At 73.4% G+C, this 14,322-nt stretch carries 15 protein-coding genes; 7 read left to right on the plus strand and 8 right to left on the minus strand.

Annotated elements, in window-relative coordinates; all coding sequences use genetic code 11:
- The first annotated feature begins 64 nt into the window (after window positions 1-64).
- Window positions 65-1,468: a replicative DNA helicase gene (gene dnaB / locus CFP66_RS12035; protein ID WP_094923027.1), complete on the plus strand. Its 1,404-nt coding sequence runs from the start codon at window positions 65-67 to the stop codon at window positions 1,466-1,468.
- Window positions 1,469-2,170: 702 nt separating this feature from the next.
- Here dnaB and CFP66_RS12040 read toward each other — a convergent pair.
- Complete coding sequence (locus CFP66_RS12040) at window positions 2,171-2,557, minus strand: hypothetical protein (protein ID WP_094923028.1); 387 nt, start codon at window positions 2,555-2,557, stop codon at window positions 2,171-2,173.
- Window positions 2,558-2,658: 101 nt separating this feature from the next.
- Between CFP66_RS12040 and CFP66_RS12045 the strand changes: the two genes are divergently transcribed.
- Window positions 2,659-3,087: a MarR family transcriptional regulator gene (locus CFP66_RS12045; protein WP_094923153.1), complete on the plus strand. Its 429-nt coding sequence runs from the start codon at window positions 2,659-2,661 to the stop codon at window positions 3,085-3,087.
- On the opposite strand, the gene CFP66_RS12050 is transcribed toward CFP66_RS12045, so the two are convergent.
- Window positions 3,053-3,658, minus strand: a complete 606-nt coding sequence (locus CFP66_RS12050; RefSeq protein WP_094923154.1) for a maleylpyruvate isomerase family mycothiol-dependent enzyme — start codon at window positions 3,656-3,658, stop codon at window positions 3,053-3,055. The genes CFP66_RS12045 and CFP66_RS12050 overlap by 35 nt on opposite strands.
- Window positions 3,659-3,717: 59 nt before the next feature.
- A complete protein-coding gene (locus tag CFP66_RS12055) occupies window positions 3,718-4,725 on the minus strand; it encodes an RNA polymerase subunit sigma-70 (protein WP_233159350.1) in 1,008 nt (335 codons plus the stop codon).
- Between the two features lie 184 nt (window positions 4,726-4,909).
- Between CFP66_RS12055 and CFP66_RS12060 the strand changes: the two genes are divergently transcribed.
- A complete protein-coding gene (locus CFP66_RS12060; protein WP_094923030.1) occupies window positions 4,910-6,802 on the plus strand; it encodes a translation factor GTPase family protein in 1,893 nt (630 codons plus the stop codon).
- 53 nt (window positions 6,803-6,855) lie between these two features.
- On the opposite strand, the gene pcaD is transcribed toward CFP66_RS12060, so the two are convergent.
- The 3 genes from pcaD to CFP66_RS12075 are packed head-to-tail and all read right to left on the minus strand — an operon-like array spanning window position 6,856 to window position 9,226.
- Complete coding sequence (gene pcaD, locus CFP66_RS12065) at window positions 6,856-7,620, minus strand: 3-oxoadipate enol-lactonase (protein ID WP_094923031.1); 765 nt, start codon at window positions 7,618-7,620, stop codon at window positions 6,856-6,858.
- Window positions 7,617-8,420 (minus strand): CoA-transferase subunit beta, encoded by an 804-nt coding sequence (locus tag CFP66_RS12070; protein WP_094923033.1) that lies wholly within the window; start codon window positions 8,418-8,420, stop codon window positions 7,617-7,619. Before CFP66_RS12070 ends, pcaD begins: the two co-directional genes overlap by 4 nt.
- Window positions 8,417-9,226, minus strand: coding sequence for a CoA transferase subunit A (locus tag CFP66_RS12075; protein ID WP_094923034.1), 810 nt, complete (start codon window positions 9,224-9,226; stop codon window positions 8,417-8,419). Before CFP66_RS12075 ends, CFP66_RS12070 begins: the two co-directional genes overlap by 4 nt.
- 78 nt (window positions 9,227-9,304) lie before the next feature.
- Between CFP66_RS12075 and CFP66_RS12080 the strand changes: the two genes are divergently transcribed.
- A complete protein-coding gene (locus CFP66_RS12080) occupies window positions 9,305-10,246 on the plus strand; it encodes an aldo/keto reductase (protein ID WP_094923036.1) in 942 nt (313 codons plus the stop codon).
- A 465-nt stretch (window positions 10,247-10,711) separates the two neighbouring features.
- On the plus strand, window positions 10,712-11,125 hold the full coding sequence (locus CFP66_RS12085) for a hypothetical protein (RefSeq protein WP_094923037.1): 414 nt from the start codon (window positions 10,712-10,714) through the stop codon (window positions 11,123-11,125).
- A gap of 157 nt (window positions 11,126-11,282) precedes the next feature.
- Here the strand turns inward: CFP66_RS12085 and CFP66_RS12090 are convergent, their stop codons facing one another.
- Window positions 11,283-12,599, minus strand: a complete 1,317-nt coding sequence (locus CFP66_RS12090; RefSeq protein ID WP_094923039.1) for an amidohydrolase family protein — start codon at window positions 12,597-12,599, stop codon at window positions 11,283-11,285.
- Window positions 12,596-13,234 carry an NYN domain-containing protein gene (locus CFP66_RS12095; RefSeq protein ID WP_094923040.1) on the minus strand — a complete coding sequence of 213 codons (639 nt, stop codon included), beginning with the start codon at window positions 13,232-13,234 and terminating at the stop codon, window positions 12,596-12,598. The genes CFP66_RS12090 and CFP66_RS12095 overlap by 4 nt, the downstream gene beginning before the upstream one ends.
- Before the next feature lie 32 nt (window positions 13,235-13,266).
- On the opposite strand from CFP66_RS12095, the gene CFP66_RS12100 reads away from it, so the two are divergent.
- Window positions 13,267-13,707 (plus strand): DUF4440 domain-containing protein, encoded by a 441-nt coding sequence (locus tag CFP66_RS12100; protein WP_094923042.1) that lies wholly within the window; start codon window positions 13,267-13,269, stop codon window positions 13,705-13,707.
- The gene (paaI, locus tag CFP66_RS12105; protein ID WP_369805022.1) at window positions 13,697-14,125 is read left to right on the plus strand and encodes a hydroxyphenylacetyl-CoA thioesterase PaaI; all 429 of its coding nucleotides are present in this window, start codon (window positions 13,697-13,699) and stop codon (window positions 14,123-14,125) included. Before CFP66_RS12100 ends, paaI begins: the two co-directional genes overlap by 11 nt.
- The last annotated feature ends 197 nt before the right edge of the window (window positions 14,126-14,322 follow it).

The raw sequence follows: 14,322 nt of genomic DNA on the forward strand, positions 1-14,322 counted from the left end.
CCGGAAGTCGTCGAGCACATCGAACCTTTGTTCGATAGAATGGCGACAGGGGGTGACGCTGCGTATGGCACTGGCTGATGACCGTGGAACGGGAAGGCCGCGTCCGGTTCGCGCGGCGAACGACGGCGCGGACCCGAACGGAACCTTCGACCGGCAACCACCCCAGGACCTCACGGCCGAGCAGTCGGTGCTCGGCGGCATGCTGCTGTCGAAGGACGCCATCGCGGACGTCGTCGAGGTGCTGCGGCCCGACGACTTCTACCGGCCCAACCACCAGACGGTCTACGACTGCATCCTCGACCTCTACGGGCGGGGCGAGCCCGCCGACGCGGTCACCGTCTCCGCCGAGCTGCAGCGTCGCGGCGAGTTGATCCGCCTCGGTGGTGCGCCCTACCTGCACACGCTGATCGCCACGGTGCCCACGGCCGCCAACGCGGCGTACTACGCAGAGATCGTCGCGGAGAAGGCGATCCTGCGCCGCCTCGTCGAGGCCGGCACGCGGATCGTGCAGCTGGGCTACCACGGCTCGGAGGGCGCCGAGGTCAACGACGTCGTCGACCGCGCCCAGGCCGCCATCTACGACGTCACCGAGCGCAGCACCACCGAGGACTACGTCGCCCTCGAGGAACTGCTGCAACCCACGATGGACGAGATCGACGCCATCGCCTCCCGCGGTGGCGTGGCGCTGGGCGTGCCCACCGGCTTCGCCGACCTCGACGCGGCCACCAACGGCCTGCACCCCGGTCAGATGATCGTCGTGGCAGCGCGACCTGGCTTGGGAAAGAGCACGCTAGGTCTGGACTTCGCCCGATCCTGCTCGGTCAAACACGGTCTGACCAGCGCCGTCTTCTCCCTGGAGATGAGCAAGTCCGAGATCGTCATGCGCCTGCTGTCCGCCGAGGCGCGCATCCGGCTGGCCGACATGCGCGCCGGCCGGATGAGCGACGACGACTGGACGCGGATGGCGCGCCGGATGAGCGAGATCAGCGAGGCGCCGCTGTTCGTCGACGACTCGCCGAACCTCACGCTGATGGAGATCCGGGCGAAGGCACGGCGGCTCAAGCAGCGCAACGACCTCAAGCTGATCATCCTCGACTACCTGCAGCTGATGTCGTCGGGTCGCAAGGTCGAGTCGCGGCAGCAGGAGGTGTCGGAGTTCTCCCGGCAGATCAAGCTGCTGGCCAAGGAGCTCGAGGTGCCGGTGGTGGCGATCAGCCAGCTGAACCGCGGGCCGGAGCAGCGCACCGACAAGCGCCCGATGCTGTCGGACCTGCGCGAGTCGGGATCGATCGAGCAGGACGCGGACATGGTCATCCTGCTGCACCGCCCCGACGCGTTCGAGCGCGACGACCCGCGCGCCGGCGAGGCCGACCTGATCCTGGCCAAGCACCGTAACGGCCCCACCAACACGATCACGGTGGCCCACCAGCTGCACTACAGCCGCTTCTCCGACCTGGCCCACGGCTAGCTCCCCCGATACCCGCGACGAGCCTCCCGCGGCTCTCACCGAGCGCGGTGGTCACGATCGTTCACCGGGTCATGCAGCAGCCCTCCGCGCCTCCTCCGACGCGACCCCGTCGACGGGGTGCTCGGTGTGAATCAGGGGGTGTGGCCGCCACGCAGTCTGCCGCCGTTCCTCCCCGGGGCTCTGCCTCGTAGCCCGGGTTGCGGTGGGCGCGCCGTTCCCGGCTCGACGCTTCCTGCCCCACCCCATAGCTGGGTCTCACGCGCAGTGGGTCCGGCGCCGAGCCCGCCCTCCGCGCCGAGGGCGGCTGGGTGGGGTACGAGCCACGAATATCGGAGCTGGGCCCGCGACGGGGACGGTCGCCCACCCAGCCCCGATATTCGGCAGTTCTGCCAACCCGCCCACCCCGCCAACGGGCAGGAGCAGGGGAACCCGGCCGACTGCGCCGAGGGTCAGGGCCGGGGCGTGGGGCAGTGGCTGAGAGCCGGGGACGGCGAGTTGGGGTGCGAGGAGTCCGTCGCTCCGCGGTAGCTGTTGATCGTTGCGAGATCCACCGATCCGCCCCGCCAGGGGCGATCGCCTCGATCTCAGATGGATCGATCGTTGCGAGGTCGAGCCTTTCGTCCTGAGTGGGGCGATCCGGTGGATCTCGGAATGATCTCTTCGCGGCCCGCGGGGTGCCGTCGACCTCGACGGGCTCCCGGCTCAGGTTCGCACCACCTCGCCACCGATACCGCCGCGTCCCGCGGGCGAACCCACCAGCTCCACGGTCGTGCCGGCCCGGACCCGCTCGCCGAAGACCGCGACCAGGGACTCGGTCACGCCGGCGACCAGTCGCGCCACGATGTCGTCCGCGTCCGGGCGGGAGAACGCGGCGTCCTTGATCCCGAACGTGACCCGGGGTGCGGGTGCGGTCGCGGGACGACCTCCGATTCCCCATCGAGCGGGCGCGACCCCGATGAGCTGCACGACCGCGATCTCACGGGCCCACTCGCCGTAGACGGCGACGACGGCGTCGGTGAGCGCGGAGATCACGTCGGTCTCCCGGCCCGTCAGATCGGGCTCGCTGGCGTAAACGATCAGATGGGGCATACCGTCCTCCGGAGCACGAAGAAACCCTTTGGTTTCAAAGCTACTGACGAGGGTGCGACGTGTCCACACCTGAAGGCGCCGACGGGGCCGTGCGCGAGCTCATGCTCGTGTTCCCGCGGCTGGTCGGGCGGATCAAGAAGCTGCCCCCGCCACCGGCACTGCGGTCGCTGGAGCTGACCCCGCGCCACCTCTCCCTGCTGTCGATGCTGCTCCTCGACGGCCCGCTCACCGTGTCCGAGCTGGCGGAGCGGCTCCACGTCGCGCCGACCACGGTGAGCCTGCTCGTCAGCGAACTGAGCGGCAAGGAGGTCCTGCACCGCCGTGCCGACCCCGACGACCGGCGCAGGCGGATCGTCGACCTGCACGACGACGTGCGCCCCGCCGTCTCCCGGTGGCTCGCCCCCGGTGCAAGGGCGTGGCGGGAGGCCCTGGGCCCGCTGACGCTCGCGGAGCGCAGGCTCGTGGTCGACACCCTGCTCGCCTACGAGGCCGCCGTCACGAGGACGCTCGGCGAGGATCCCGGTCCGTGAGCGCGCGTCGCCCGGTGACGACGAGCAGGACGTCCTTCACCGGCATCCGCACCGGGGCCCCGTCACCGATCGACACCTCGGCGTCGGTGGCCACGAGCCGCTTCCCGTGCAGGTGCACGCCGAAGTAGGCGAGGTTGCGCGGCCCGGCGGCCCGCAGGACGGCGGCGATCCGCTGAGCGGGCGGTGCCGGCAGACCCAACGGCTCGGTGATGTCGAGTCCGTGGATCAGGTCGTGGCTCAGCGCGCCGACCTCCCCGCCACCCGGCGGCCGCCACTCGTGGCGGATGTTGTCGCGCAGCTGCGTGAGCAGCTCGTCGTCGCTCATCGCCGCCGTGTCCGCGCGGGCCATCCGATCGGCGAAGCGGTCGAAGGAGAAGCGCGCCCGCACCATGCCGGTGGCGAACCGCAGCGGTGTCGTCCGGAACGGCATCGTCATGTGCGCGACGACCTCACGGGTCCGCCAGCCGGCGCACAGGGAGCGGCTCCCCCACTGTTCGGGGTGCAACCGCTCCAGGAGGGCGAGCAGCCGGGCGCGCTCCGCCCACGTCTCCTCGAGGATGTCGGATCGCATCGGTGTGTCCTTCCGGTCGGCCGTCGTGTCGAGGTGCATACGACCGGCCGTCCGGGAAATCATCGCTGCGGGTGATCGGGGAGCCCGAACTCGGCGAACCGGGCCGCCGTCCCGAGGAACGTGACGATGTGGGCCACCCGGTCGTCGCGGCACTCCAGGAGGATCAGGGCGAACGGGTGCAGGTCGCCGTCCGGGCCGGGTCGGTACTGCCCGAAGCCGGGTGAACCGTTGATCGCGGTCGGCACCAGGCGGTCGCCCGCGCACGCGTCGCTCGCCGCCATGACCGCGGCGATCCGGGACGCGCCGTGCAGCCACCACGCGAACGGCGGCATCGACGACGCCGCGTCCTCCCGCAGTAGGCGCGCCAGCCCGTCGATGTCGTGCGCCTCGAACGCCGCGACGTACCGGTCGAGCAGGTCCCGCTGCGCCGCGTTCTCGGGGTCGAGGACGTCGGCAGGCTGCGGCGGGTCGAGCGCGAGGGCGGCCCGGGCGCGCTGCACCGCGCTGTTCACCGACGCCACGCTGGTCCCGAGGATCTCCGCCGTCTCCCGTGCGGAGAAGGCCATGACGTCCTTGAGCACCAGCGCAGCCCGTTGACGTGGGGAGAGTCGTTGGAGGGCGGCGAGGAACGCCAGCCGGACCGTCTCGCGCCCGACCACGCGCTCGGCGGGATCGGTCACGCCGAACAGCCGGGAGTCCGGCATCGGCTCCACGAACCGGTCGGCGGGCAGCGGTGCGCCGAGGTCGCCGTCCCGGGCGGCCGGGCCCATGTCGATCGCCAGCGCCCGTCGGCGGGCCCCGCGGAGCATGTCGATGCACACGTTGCCGGCGATGCGGTACAGCCAGGTGGTCAGCCGGCCACGCGCCGGGTCGAAGCTCGCGAGGTTGCGGTACGCGCGGACGAGCGTCTCCTGCACGGCGTCGTCGGTGTCGGCAGCGGAGCCGAGCATGCGGTAGCAGAAGCCCGTCAGCGGGAGGCGCTGCGCTTCGAGGTCCTCGAGCCGCGCCGCGGTCGAGACCGCGATGCCGTCACCGTGACCCGAATCCTGCTGCGCTCTGGCGGGCACCGAACCTCCCTCTTCGTCGCGGTGGACCGGTGTCCATGATGGCCGCGAACTCGGTTGCGCGCGCACCGCCGTTCATCCACGATCCCCGCGTCCCAACGGCCTGCGGCGGGAGCCACTTCCATGCGCGAACTCCTCGGAACACCCCAGCGTCCCCATCGCTCCGCGGTTCCCGAGGTCATCGCCCATGCCTGTCCCCCGCACCCTGAACGTCGGCATCCTCGCCCACGTCGACGCCGGTAAGACCAGCCTGACCGAGCGCCTGCTCTTCGAGTTCGGCGCCATCTCCCGCCTCGGCAGCGTCGACGGCGGTGACACGCAGACCGACACCGGCGCCATCGAGCGCGAGCGCGGTATCACCGTGCGCTCCGCCGTGGCGGCCTTCACCGTCGGCTCCACCCAGGTGAACCTGATCGACACGCCGGGCCACCCGGACTTCATCGCCGAGGTCGAGCGCGCGCTCGGCGTGCTCGACGGCGTCGTCCTGGTGCTGTCGGCGGTGGAGGGCGTCCAGGCGCAGACCCGCGTGTTGATGCGGACGCTGCGCGCGATGCGGCTGCCGACCCTGCTGTTCGCCAACAAGATCGACCGAGCCGGCGCGCGGGACGACGAGCTGCTCGCCGAGGTCCGGCGCACCGTCGCGCCGCATGCTATCATGATGACGAGAACCCGCGACCTGGGCACGGCGGCGGCCACGGTCGTCGCGGAGTCGCTCGACGAGCCGGAGGCACGGGCCCGCATCACCGAGGTGCTCGCCGAGACCGACGATCGCGTCCTCGCCCGGGTCGTCGACGGGCCGCCGCTCACGGCGCGAGAGGTGACCGCCGCGCTCGTGGCCGGTACCGCGACGGGCCGGGTCCAACCGCTCTATTCGGGGTCGGCGCTGAGCGGGGCGGGCGTCCGCACGCTCGTCGAGGGCGTGGTGGCGTTGGTCCCGCCCGCGCCGGTCCCGGTGGGCGGTCCGGCCCGCGGCACCGTCTTCGCCGTCGAACGCACGCCGTCGGGCGAGAAGCTCGTGTACCTGCGGCTCTTCGCCGGCGAGGTCGCGGTCCGGGAGCGGCTGGTGCTGCACGGGCGGCGCGCCGACGGCGCCCGCGAGGAGTGCTCCGGACGGGTGAGCGCGCTGCAGGTGGTCGGCCGCGGACCCGCCGACCGGCTCCGCGCGGGCGGCATCGGACGGATCCGCGGCCTGCGCGAGGTCCGGGTCGGGGACCGGCTGGGTGGCCCGGACGGCGGCGCGGACGGCCCACGGTTCGCCCGGCCCGCGCTGCGCACGGTCGTGCGCCCGCAGGACCCCGCCGACGCCACCCGGCTGCGCGCGGCCCTGCTCCAGCTCGCCGACCAGGACCCCCTGATCTCGGTGCGGCCGGTGCCCGACGGCACCGAGGTGCTGCTCTACGGCGAGGTCCAGAAGGAGGTCCTCGCGCAGACGCTCGCCGCCGAGCACGGCGTCACCGCCCGGTTCGCGCCCAGCCGGATCGTCCGCGTCGAACGGCCGGCGGGCGTGGGTGAGGCCGTCGAGGAGTTCGGTCGCCGCGGCCCGGCCCTCGGGCGGTACTGGGCGACCGTCGGGCTGCGCGTGCAGCCGGGGAAACGCGACACCGGCGTGGTGTTCGACTACGAGACCGAGCTGGGCGCACTGCCCCGGGCGTTCCACACCGCGATCGAGGAGACCGTGCACCGCGCGTGCCGGCGCGGGCCCAGGGGCTGGGCGGTCACCGACTGCGCCGTGACGCTCGTGCGCTCCGGGTTCAACGCACCCGTCAGCGTGGCGGCCGACTTCCGCGAGCTCACATCGATCGTGCTGGCCCGCGCCCTGGAGCGGGCCGGCACGCGGGTGTACGAGCCCTGCCACGCCTTCGAGCTGGACATCCCCCGGGCCACGCTCAGCGAGGTCGCGCAACGGCTCACCGCGCTCGAGGCCCGCATCGAGCAGACGGCCGAGGTGGCCGACGGCTGGCGGCTCGCCGGCACGCTGCCCGTCCGCAGCCTGGACGCGGTGCAGCGCAGCCTGCCCGGTCTGACGTCGGGCGAAGCGGCGTGGTCGTCCCGGCCGTCGGCGGACCGACCGGCCGGCTGATCCTCGTCGCCTCGACGAGAACGCGGGTCGGCGGGCGGCGCTGTGCTCCGCGATCAGGGCGTCGTGATCTCCGCGACCAGTGCGGTGACCTCGGCGGCCGCCTCGACCGAGGCGAGGTGCGCGGCGTCGAGCACCTCCAGGCGGGCGCCGGGGATGCCCTCGGCCAGCGTCCGCGCGTGCGGTTCCACGGGCGTGGCCAGGTCGGCCGAACCGGCGATCACGAGCGTCGGCGCGGTGATCGCTCCGAGCCGGTCGCGGTGGTCCCACGCCTCGATCGCCTGGCAGCAGGCGAGGTAGCCGTCGTCGGGGGTGCCGGCCACCATCGCCTCGGCCTCGGCGACGACGTCCGCGTGCGCCGCGGCCCAGCCGGGGGTGAACCAGCGCGACACGACCCCCTGCGCGAGCGGCCCGGTGCCACCCGAGGAGACGGCCGCGATGCGCTCCTCCCAGGGTGCCGGGTCCGGGAAGTGCGCGGTGGTGCAGCACAGGGTGAGCCGGGAGATGCGCTCGGGCGACTCGGAGGCCAGGCGCATGCCGACCATGCCGCCCAACGAGAGCCCGCACCACGCGACCCGGTCCAGGCCGAGCCCGTCGAGCAGGGCGAGCACGTCATCGGCCAGGTCGGCGATGCGGTAGGGCCCCGGTGGCACCGGTGAGCCGCCGTGTCCGCGGTGGTCCACCCGGATCACCCGGAACCGCTCGGTCAGCGCCGCCACCTGCGGGCGCCACATCTGAAGGGTCGACCCGAGCGAGCCGGACAGCACGAGCACCGGGGCGTCGCGCGGCCCCTCGTCGAGGTGGTGCAGGTCGACGGTCATGCCGCACCGCCCGAGCCGACCGTCCGCATCGCGCGCAGTGTCCCCAACTCCTCGGCGGTCGGTGGAGCGGTGAACATCAGGTCCGGCGCGACCTGCACCGGCCAGCCGGTCTCGGCGCGCACCTGCTCGGCCGTGATCCCCTGGTGCAGCGCGGTGAGCACGAGCTCGCCCGTTTCGGGGTCCGGCTCCAGCACGCCGAGGTCGGTGATCACCCGCACCGGGCCCGCACCGCGCAGCCCGAGCCGCTCGCGGTCCCCGCTGCCGGTGCCGTGACCGACGGACGTGACGAAGTCGACCTGCTCCACGAATGCCCGCAGGCGGTGGCGCATCACCACGATCACCTCGCGGCAGGACGCGGCGATCTCCGGGGCGCCGCCGGATCCGGGCAGCCGGACGTCGGGCTCGTCGTACTCGCCGATGACGGTGGTGTTGATGTTGCCGAGGCGGTCGATCTGCGCGCCGGAGAGGAACCCGACGTCGATCCGGCCCGGCTGCAGCCAGTAGTTGAACACCTCGGGCACCCCGACGACGCTGAGCGCCGCGTCGGCCAGGATCCCGTCGCCGATCGACAGCGGGAGCTCGTCGGGACGCGTGTCGAGGGTGCCGGACTCATAGATCAGCACCAGCCGCGGGGCGTGCAGCCTGCGCGCGAGGTTGGCCGCCGTGGACGGCAGCCCGATCCCCACGAAGCAGGCCTGGCCGTCGCGCAGCGCGCGGGCGGCCGCGATGCTCATCATCTCGTCGGCGGTCCAGGTCGCCGCCTCATCGGTGCCGGCCACGGGCTCCGCGGTACCGGTCATGCCGCCGCCTCCTCGATCGTGCGCAGCCAGCGTGTGAACGCCTCCCGGTCCCGGCTCACGGCGTCCCAGTCGCGGTAGGCGGCGTTGTCCCGGTCGTAGTAGCCGTGGGCGTAGGACGGGGCGGCTCCGCGCGGGGCGACCGCCACGGCGTCGAGCACCCAGCGGGGCAGCACCACCGCGCCGGGCACCGGTGTGAGCTCGTCGACCACCTCCTCGACGGTGACGAGCGCGCGGCGCGCGGCCAGCACGGCCTCCTTCTGCACCCCGGTGATGCCCCACAGCTGGACGTTGCCCTCACGGTCGGCCCGCTGGGCGTGCACGATCGTGACGTCCGGGTTGAGCGCCGCGACGGCGGCCAGCCGCTCCCCGGTGAACGGGCACTGCACCGTGGAGATCGTGTCGGTGTGGGTGGGCAGGTCGGTGCCGCTGTAGCCGCGCAGCACGGCGAACGGCAGCCCGGAGGCGCCCGCCACGTAGCGGTTGGCCATCCCGGCGTGGCTGTGCTCCTCGATCTCGAGGGGGACCGGCCAACCGGTGGCCAGCGCGTCGCGCATCCGGTGCAGCGATCCGACGCCGGGGTTGCCGCCCCAGGAGAACACCAGCCGGGACGCGCAACCGGCGCCGATCAGCTGGTCGTAGACCAGGTCCGGGGTCATGCGCACGAGCGTCAGGTCCCGCCGTCGCTGCCGGATGATCTCGTGTCCGGCCGCGAACGGGATGAGGTGGGTGAACCCCTCCAGCGCGACGGTGTCCCCGTCGTGGACGAGCTCCGACACCGCCTGCGGCAACGGCACGATCTTGGCCACGGCCGAACGGTAGTGCGCGGTTCCCGGCCCGGCAATCGATGGCGCCGATCCGCGTCGACCACGGGGGTGTGACGTGGCATGACGCAGGGCGAGGCGCCCGTCACGTTCTGCGGCGACGTGCTCGGACCCGGTGCGATCGTGGGCGAGGTGAGCACACTTCCTGACACGCGCCCCGCCGCCGCGTCCGGACGCTTTCCGCTCGGTGCTGCCGATGGCGGCGTGCACCGGCTCGGCTTCGGCACGATGCAGCTCACCGGCCCGGGGGTGTGGGGCCCGCCCGCCGACCCCGCTGCCGCGGTCGCCCTGCTGCGCCGTGCCGCCGACCTGGGCGTCGAGCTGTTCGACACCGCCGACTCCTACGGCCCCGAGGTGGCCGAGGATCTCGTGCGTGAGGCGCTGCACCCCTACCACGGTCTGACGATCGCGACGAAGGCCGGCCTGCTGCGCACCGGCCCCGACGAGTGGCACGCCTACGGCAGACCGGAGTACCTGCGCCAGCAGTGCGAGCAGAGCCTGCGCCGGCTGGGTGTCGAGCGCATCGACCTGTTCCAGCTGCACCGCGTCGACCCGCAGGTGCCCGCCGACGAGCAGTTCGGCGTGCTCGCCGAGCTGCAGGCGGCCGGCAAGGTGGCGGCGGTGGGCCTGTCGGAGGTCGGTGTCGACCAGATCGAGCAGGCGCGCACGGTCCTCGACGTCGCCTCGGTACAGAACCACTACAACCTCGCCGACCGCGGCAGCGACGACGTCCTGCGCTACTGCACGGAGCAGGGGATCGGCTTCATCCCGTGGGCGCCGATCGCGTCCGGCCGGCTCGCGCAGCCGGGTGGGGTCCTCGCGGCGGCCGGTGAACGGCTCGGGGCCACCCCCTCGCAGGTCGCGCTGGCGTGGCTCCTGCAGCGGTCCTCGGTGATGCTCCCGATCCCGGGCACCTCGAGCGCCGCGCACCTCGAGGAGAACGTGCGCGCGGCCGAGCTCGCGCTGGACCTGGCGACCGTCGACGAGCTCGATTCCGCGGTCTGAACGCACGACTCCGTTCCGTCGCGGGCGGCGCGCACGCCTGCGGCGCGTGGAACGGTCCGTGGAACGACACCCGTGTGATTGACATCTGACCGTGATCCCGCTGGCCTGTCCGGGTGAGAATCGGTCACTCTCTGATTCCGGATGCGGCTCTCCTGCCACCTGCACGGCCCAAACCGCCGCATTTCGCGGGCGGAGGAGCCGGTGGACGATCACGACCGTGGGCCGATCCGTGCTCCGGGACCTGCCGGACGGGTTGCGGACCGCCTTGTACGAATACGCAGGAGAGTGGCGCGACACGCCGGATCCACCCGAACGAGGGGAATCGGCTCCCACGCCTGTAACGGTCCCGCCTTGGCCGTTTCCACGCCCGTGTGTCCCCGTTGTGGGTGTCAGAGTGCGCTGAACGGCTCAGCAGAATGAGGGCCGGACGCAGCAGCGGCGCACGTTTGATCATGGAGGTGACGCGTGTCCGAGCTTGTGACGGACCTGGACTGGTTGGCAGCCGCTCGCTACCCGAACGCCGACGACGACTGGGGGCCGGCGCCGGGCCGGCACTCCTACAGCGAGGACGCCGCGCTGACCCCGATCTTCCACGCGCTCAGCCGCAGCGGCCGGCGCAGCCGCCAGAACGACCCGGCCGGCATGCAGAACGGCGCGGCGCAGAACGTCGGGGCACAGGGTTTCGTGACGCAGAACTACCCGACGCAGCGCACCAGCGCCGATCCCGTCGACGCCTTCCGCCGCGACCCGCTGACGGCGCCGATCCCGGTGCAGGCACTCGCCACCACCACCACCACCACGACCCCGCGGCGCCGTCGCGATCGGCCTGAAGGCGGCCGCCACCACCGTTCCCGTGAGGGCACCCACGGCCGCTGGTGACCGTGACCGGTGAGTCCCGCGAGTCGGGCGCCAGATCCCGCGAGTCGGGCGCCAGATCCCGCGAGTCGGGCGCCAGATCCCGCGAGTCGGGCTCTGGCCCCGGCGAGTCGGGGTGTGGGTGCGAGGCAGGCGCGGTCCGGATGCCGGTCGGTGCTGCTCAGCCCCGCAGCCGGGCAGCGGACGCGCGGAGGGCGGCGGTGGCGGCTCGGCGGTCCACCCGGGTGGGCTCGCGGCCGGCGAGCACCTGCTCGCCGGCCACCCACACGTCGCGCACGAGGCGTGAGCCGCCCGCCCACACCAGGTTGGACAGGAGTTGCGCGTCGTCCTCGGGGGCCACGAACGTCGGGTCGTCGAGGTCGACGTGCACCAGGTCGGCCCAGCGGCCCGGCTCGATCGCGCCGAGGTCATCGCGCCCGATCACGGCCGCGCCGTCGCGGGTGGCCATCAGCAGCAGCTCGGCCGCCGTCAGCGCGGCGGCGTCCCCGCTGCCCACACGCGCGAGCAGCCCGGCGAGTCGGGCCTCGGCCCACATGTCCAGGTCGTCGCCGGACGCGGGCCCGTCGGTGCCGAGACCCACGCGTACGCCGGCCCGGCGCAGGGCGGTGAGCCGGGCGACACCCGCGGCGAGCTTGGCGTTGGAGCCCGGGCAGTGGGCGACGCCCGCGCCCCGGTCGGCGAGGAGCGCGATGTCGGTGTCGGAGAGGTGCACGCCGTGCGCGGCGAGGACGCGCCCGCCGAGTGCGCCGACGTCCTCGAGCAGCGCGGGGACCGAACCGTGCGTCGCGCGCTGTGCGCGGTCCTCGTCGAGCGTCTCGGCGACGTGGATGTGCAGCAGGGCGTTCCGGGCGCGGGCGTGCTCGGCCACCGAGGCGAGTGCCTCGGGCGGGAGCGTGTACGCCGCGTGCGGGCCGTAGCCGAGCTCGATGCGCTCGCCCGGCCCGGAACGCAGGCCGACGGCGTCGATCCGCGCCGACACGTCGTCCCGCATCTGCTCCCAGCTACCGAGCCGGTCCCAGCCAGGGGCGGCGATCACACCGGCGGTGAGCACGACGCGGGAGCCGACGGTCGTCACGGCGTCGATCACGGCGTCGGTGAAGAAGTACATCTCCACGCTGGTGGTGCAGCCGGTGCGCAGCAGCTCGACACCGCCGGACGTCATGGCCGCGCGGACGTCGTCGGCCTCGAGCCGGCCTTCCGCGGGCCACATGACCTCCTGCAGCCACGGCAGCAGCGGCAGGTCGCCGCCCATGCCGCGCAGCGCGATCATCGGCGTGTGCGCGTGGGTGTTGACGAGCCCGGGCAGGAGCGCGCCCGGCAGCTCGGTGACGGGCGCGGCGCTCGGCGGCGCGGTCGCGCGCGGGCCGACGTACGCGATCCGACCGTCCTCGCCGACGTCCACCACCGCGTCCCGCAGCACGGAGCACCGCGGATCGCAGGGCAGGACGACCGGCGCCACGAGGCGCAGCGGTGTCACCGTCGCGGCTCCAGCAACGAGCGGAGCGAGCGGAACGGCGGGAGCCACGCACCGGTGTCGGGCAGCGAGTCGAGGGTGATGCGCGGCAGCGGCTCGCGGAACACGCCGTCGATGTCCTCGAGGTCGACGAACTCGATCACCTCGGAGTTGAGCGCGAAGGTCGCGTGCTCGCGGAACCCGATGACGGTGACACCGGTGCCGGCGGCCTCGAGGTCCTCGAGCGGCTCGCGGAAGGCGCGGCCGTCCCCGGACGCCACCACGACGTGCTGCAGGCCCCCCTCCGCGGCGCGCAGCCCGATGTGGGCGAGCATGTCGTCGTCGACATCGGAGTCCTCGCTGAGCTTCGGTTTCGCGAACACCGCGAAGCCGACGTTGCGCAGCGCCTCGACCCAGGGACGGACGACCTCGGTGTTCCCGGGGGCGACGTTGGTGAAGACCGTGGCCTCCGCGACGGCCTCCGGGCCGGCGAGCTCGAGCAGCCACCGGCCCACGGCGTCGAACCGCGGACGGAACGCCGCTGTCGGCCGCGCCCCGAGCAGCGAGCCGAGGCTCATGTCCATGTTGGGCGCGTCCCACACGAGGAGCACGCGCGGCGCCGGGGGCACCGTCGCGGTAGGGGTCGCGGTCGGGATCATCGTGCGACCCTATCCGGCTAGCATCGGGAGCGATGGACGAGAGCGTCGATACCCTGCGGGACCGCTGCGCAGCCCAGGTCGGGGACCTGCACCGGACGATCGAGGACTGGCTGACGGGGCGGGTTCAGCGCACACCGGCGTCGTTCGCGGTGTTCGCCGACGCGCACGCGCCGGACTTCACGATGGTCACGCCCGACGGTGTGCTGATGCACCGGGACGAGCTGCTCGCCGGGTTCGAGGGCGCGCACGGCGGGGCGCCAGGACTGTCCATCCGCATCGCGGACGTCACCGTCGTGCACGCCACCGCCGACATCGACACCGGCGGCGTCCTCGTCACCTACGAGGAGCACCAGGACGGTCCCGCCGGCCGTTCCGTCCGCCGCAGCACGGTGCTGCTCGTCCGCGACGCCGCCGCTCCGCACGGGTTGCGCTCCCGGCACCTGCACGAGACGTGGGTCTCCCGTGAACGGTGACGCGCTCGAGGTCGCCCGGCGCACCGCAACCGCGATGGAGCGCGCCGACGCCGCGGGGCAGGGCGCCGGTGTGCGCCTGCTCGACGTCGGGCCCGGGCGGGCGCGCGTCGCGATGGCGGTGGAGGCGCGCCACGTCAACGGGCACGGAATCTGCCACGGCGGCTACCTGTTCCTGCTCGCCGACGCCGCGCTGGCCTACGCGTCGAACAGCCACGGGACCTCGGCCGTCGCCTCCGGTGCCGACATCGCGTTCCTGCGCCCGGTCGCGCTCGGAGCCGAGCTGGTGGGCGAGGCGGTGGAGCGGGCGCGAGCCGGGCGGTCGGGGCTCTACGACGTCACGATCCGGGACGGTGACGAGGTGGTGGTCGAGTTCCGCGGCCGGACCCGTCAGGTGCCGGGCCTCGCGCCGCCGAGCTGACAAGGGCCCGCGACACCTGCTCCAGGGCCCCGACTCGCGGGGGTGGGGCCGCGACTCGCGGGGGTGGGGCCCCGACTCGCGGGGGTGGGGCCCCGACTCGCAGTGAGGATGTAGGGGAGCCCCGCAGCGGTCGTTCTGGCTCACCGACTCGCTGACCGTGGTGTCCTGCGCCCGATCTGCCGGGTGACCGCTGCGGG

This window comes from Pseudonocardia sp. MH-G8 (genome assembly GCF_002262885.1).
Lineage (GTDB): Bacteria > Actinomycetota > Actinomycetes > Mycobacteriales > Pseudonocardiaceae > Pseudonocardia.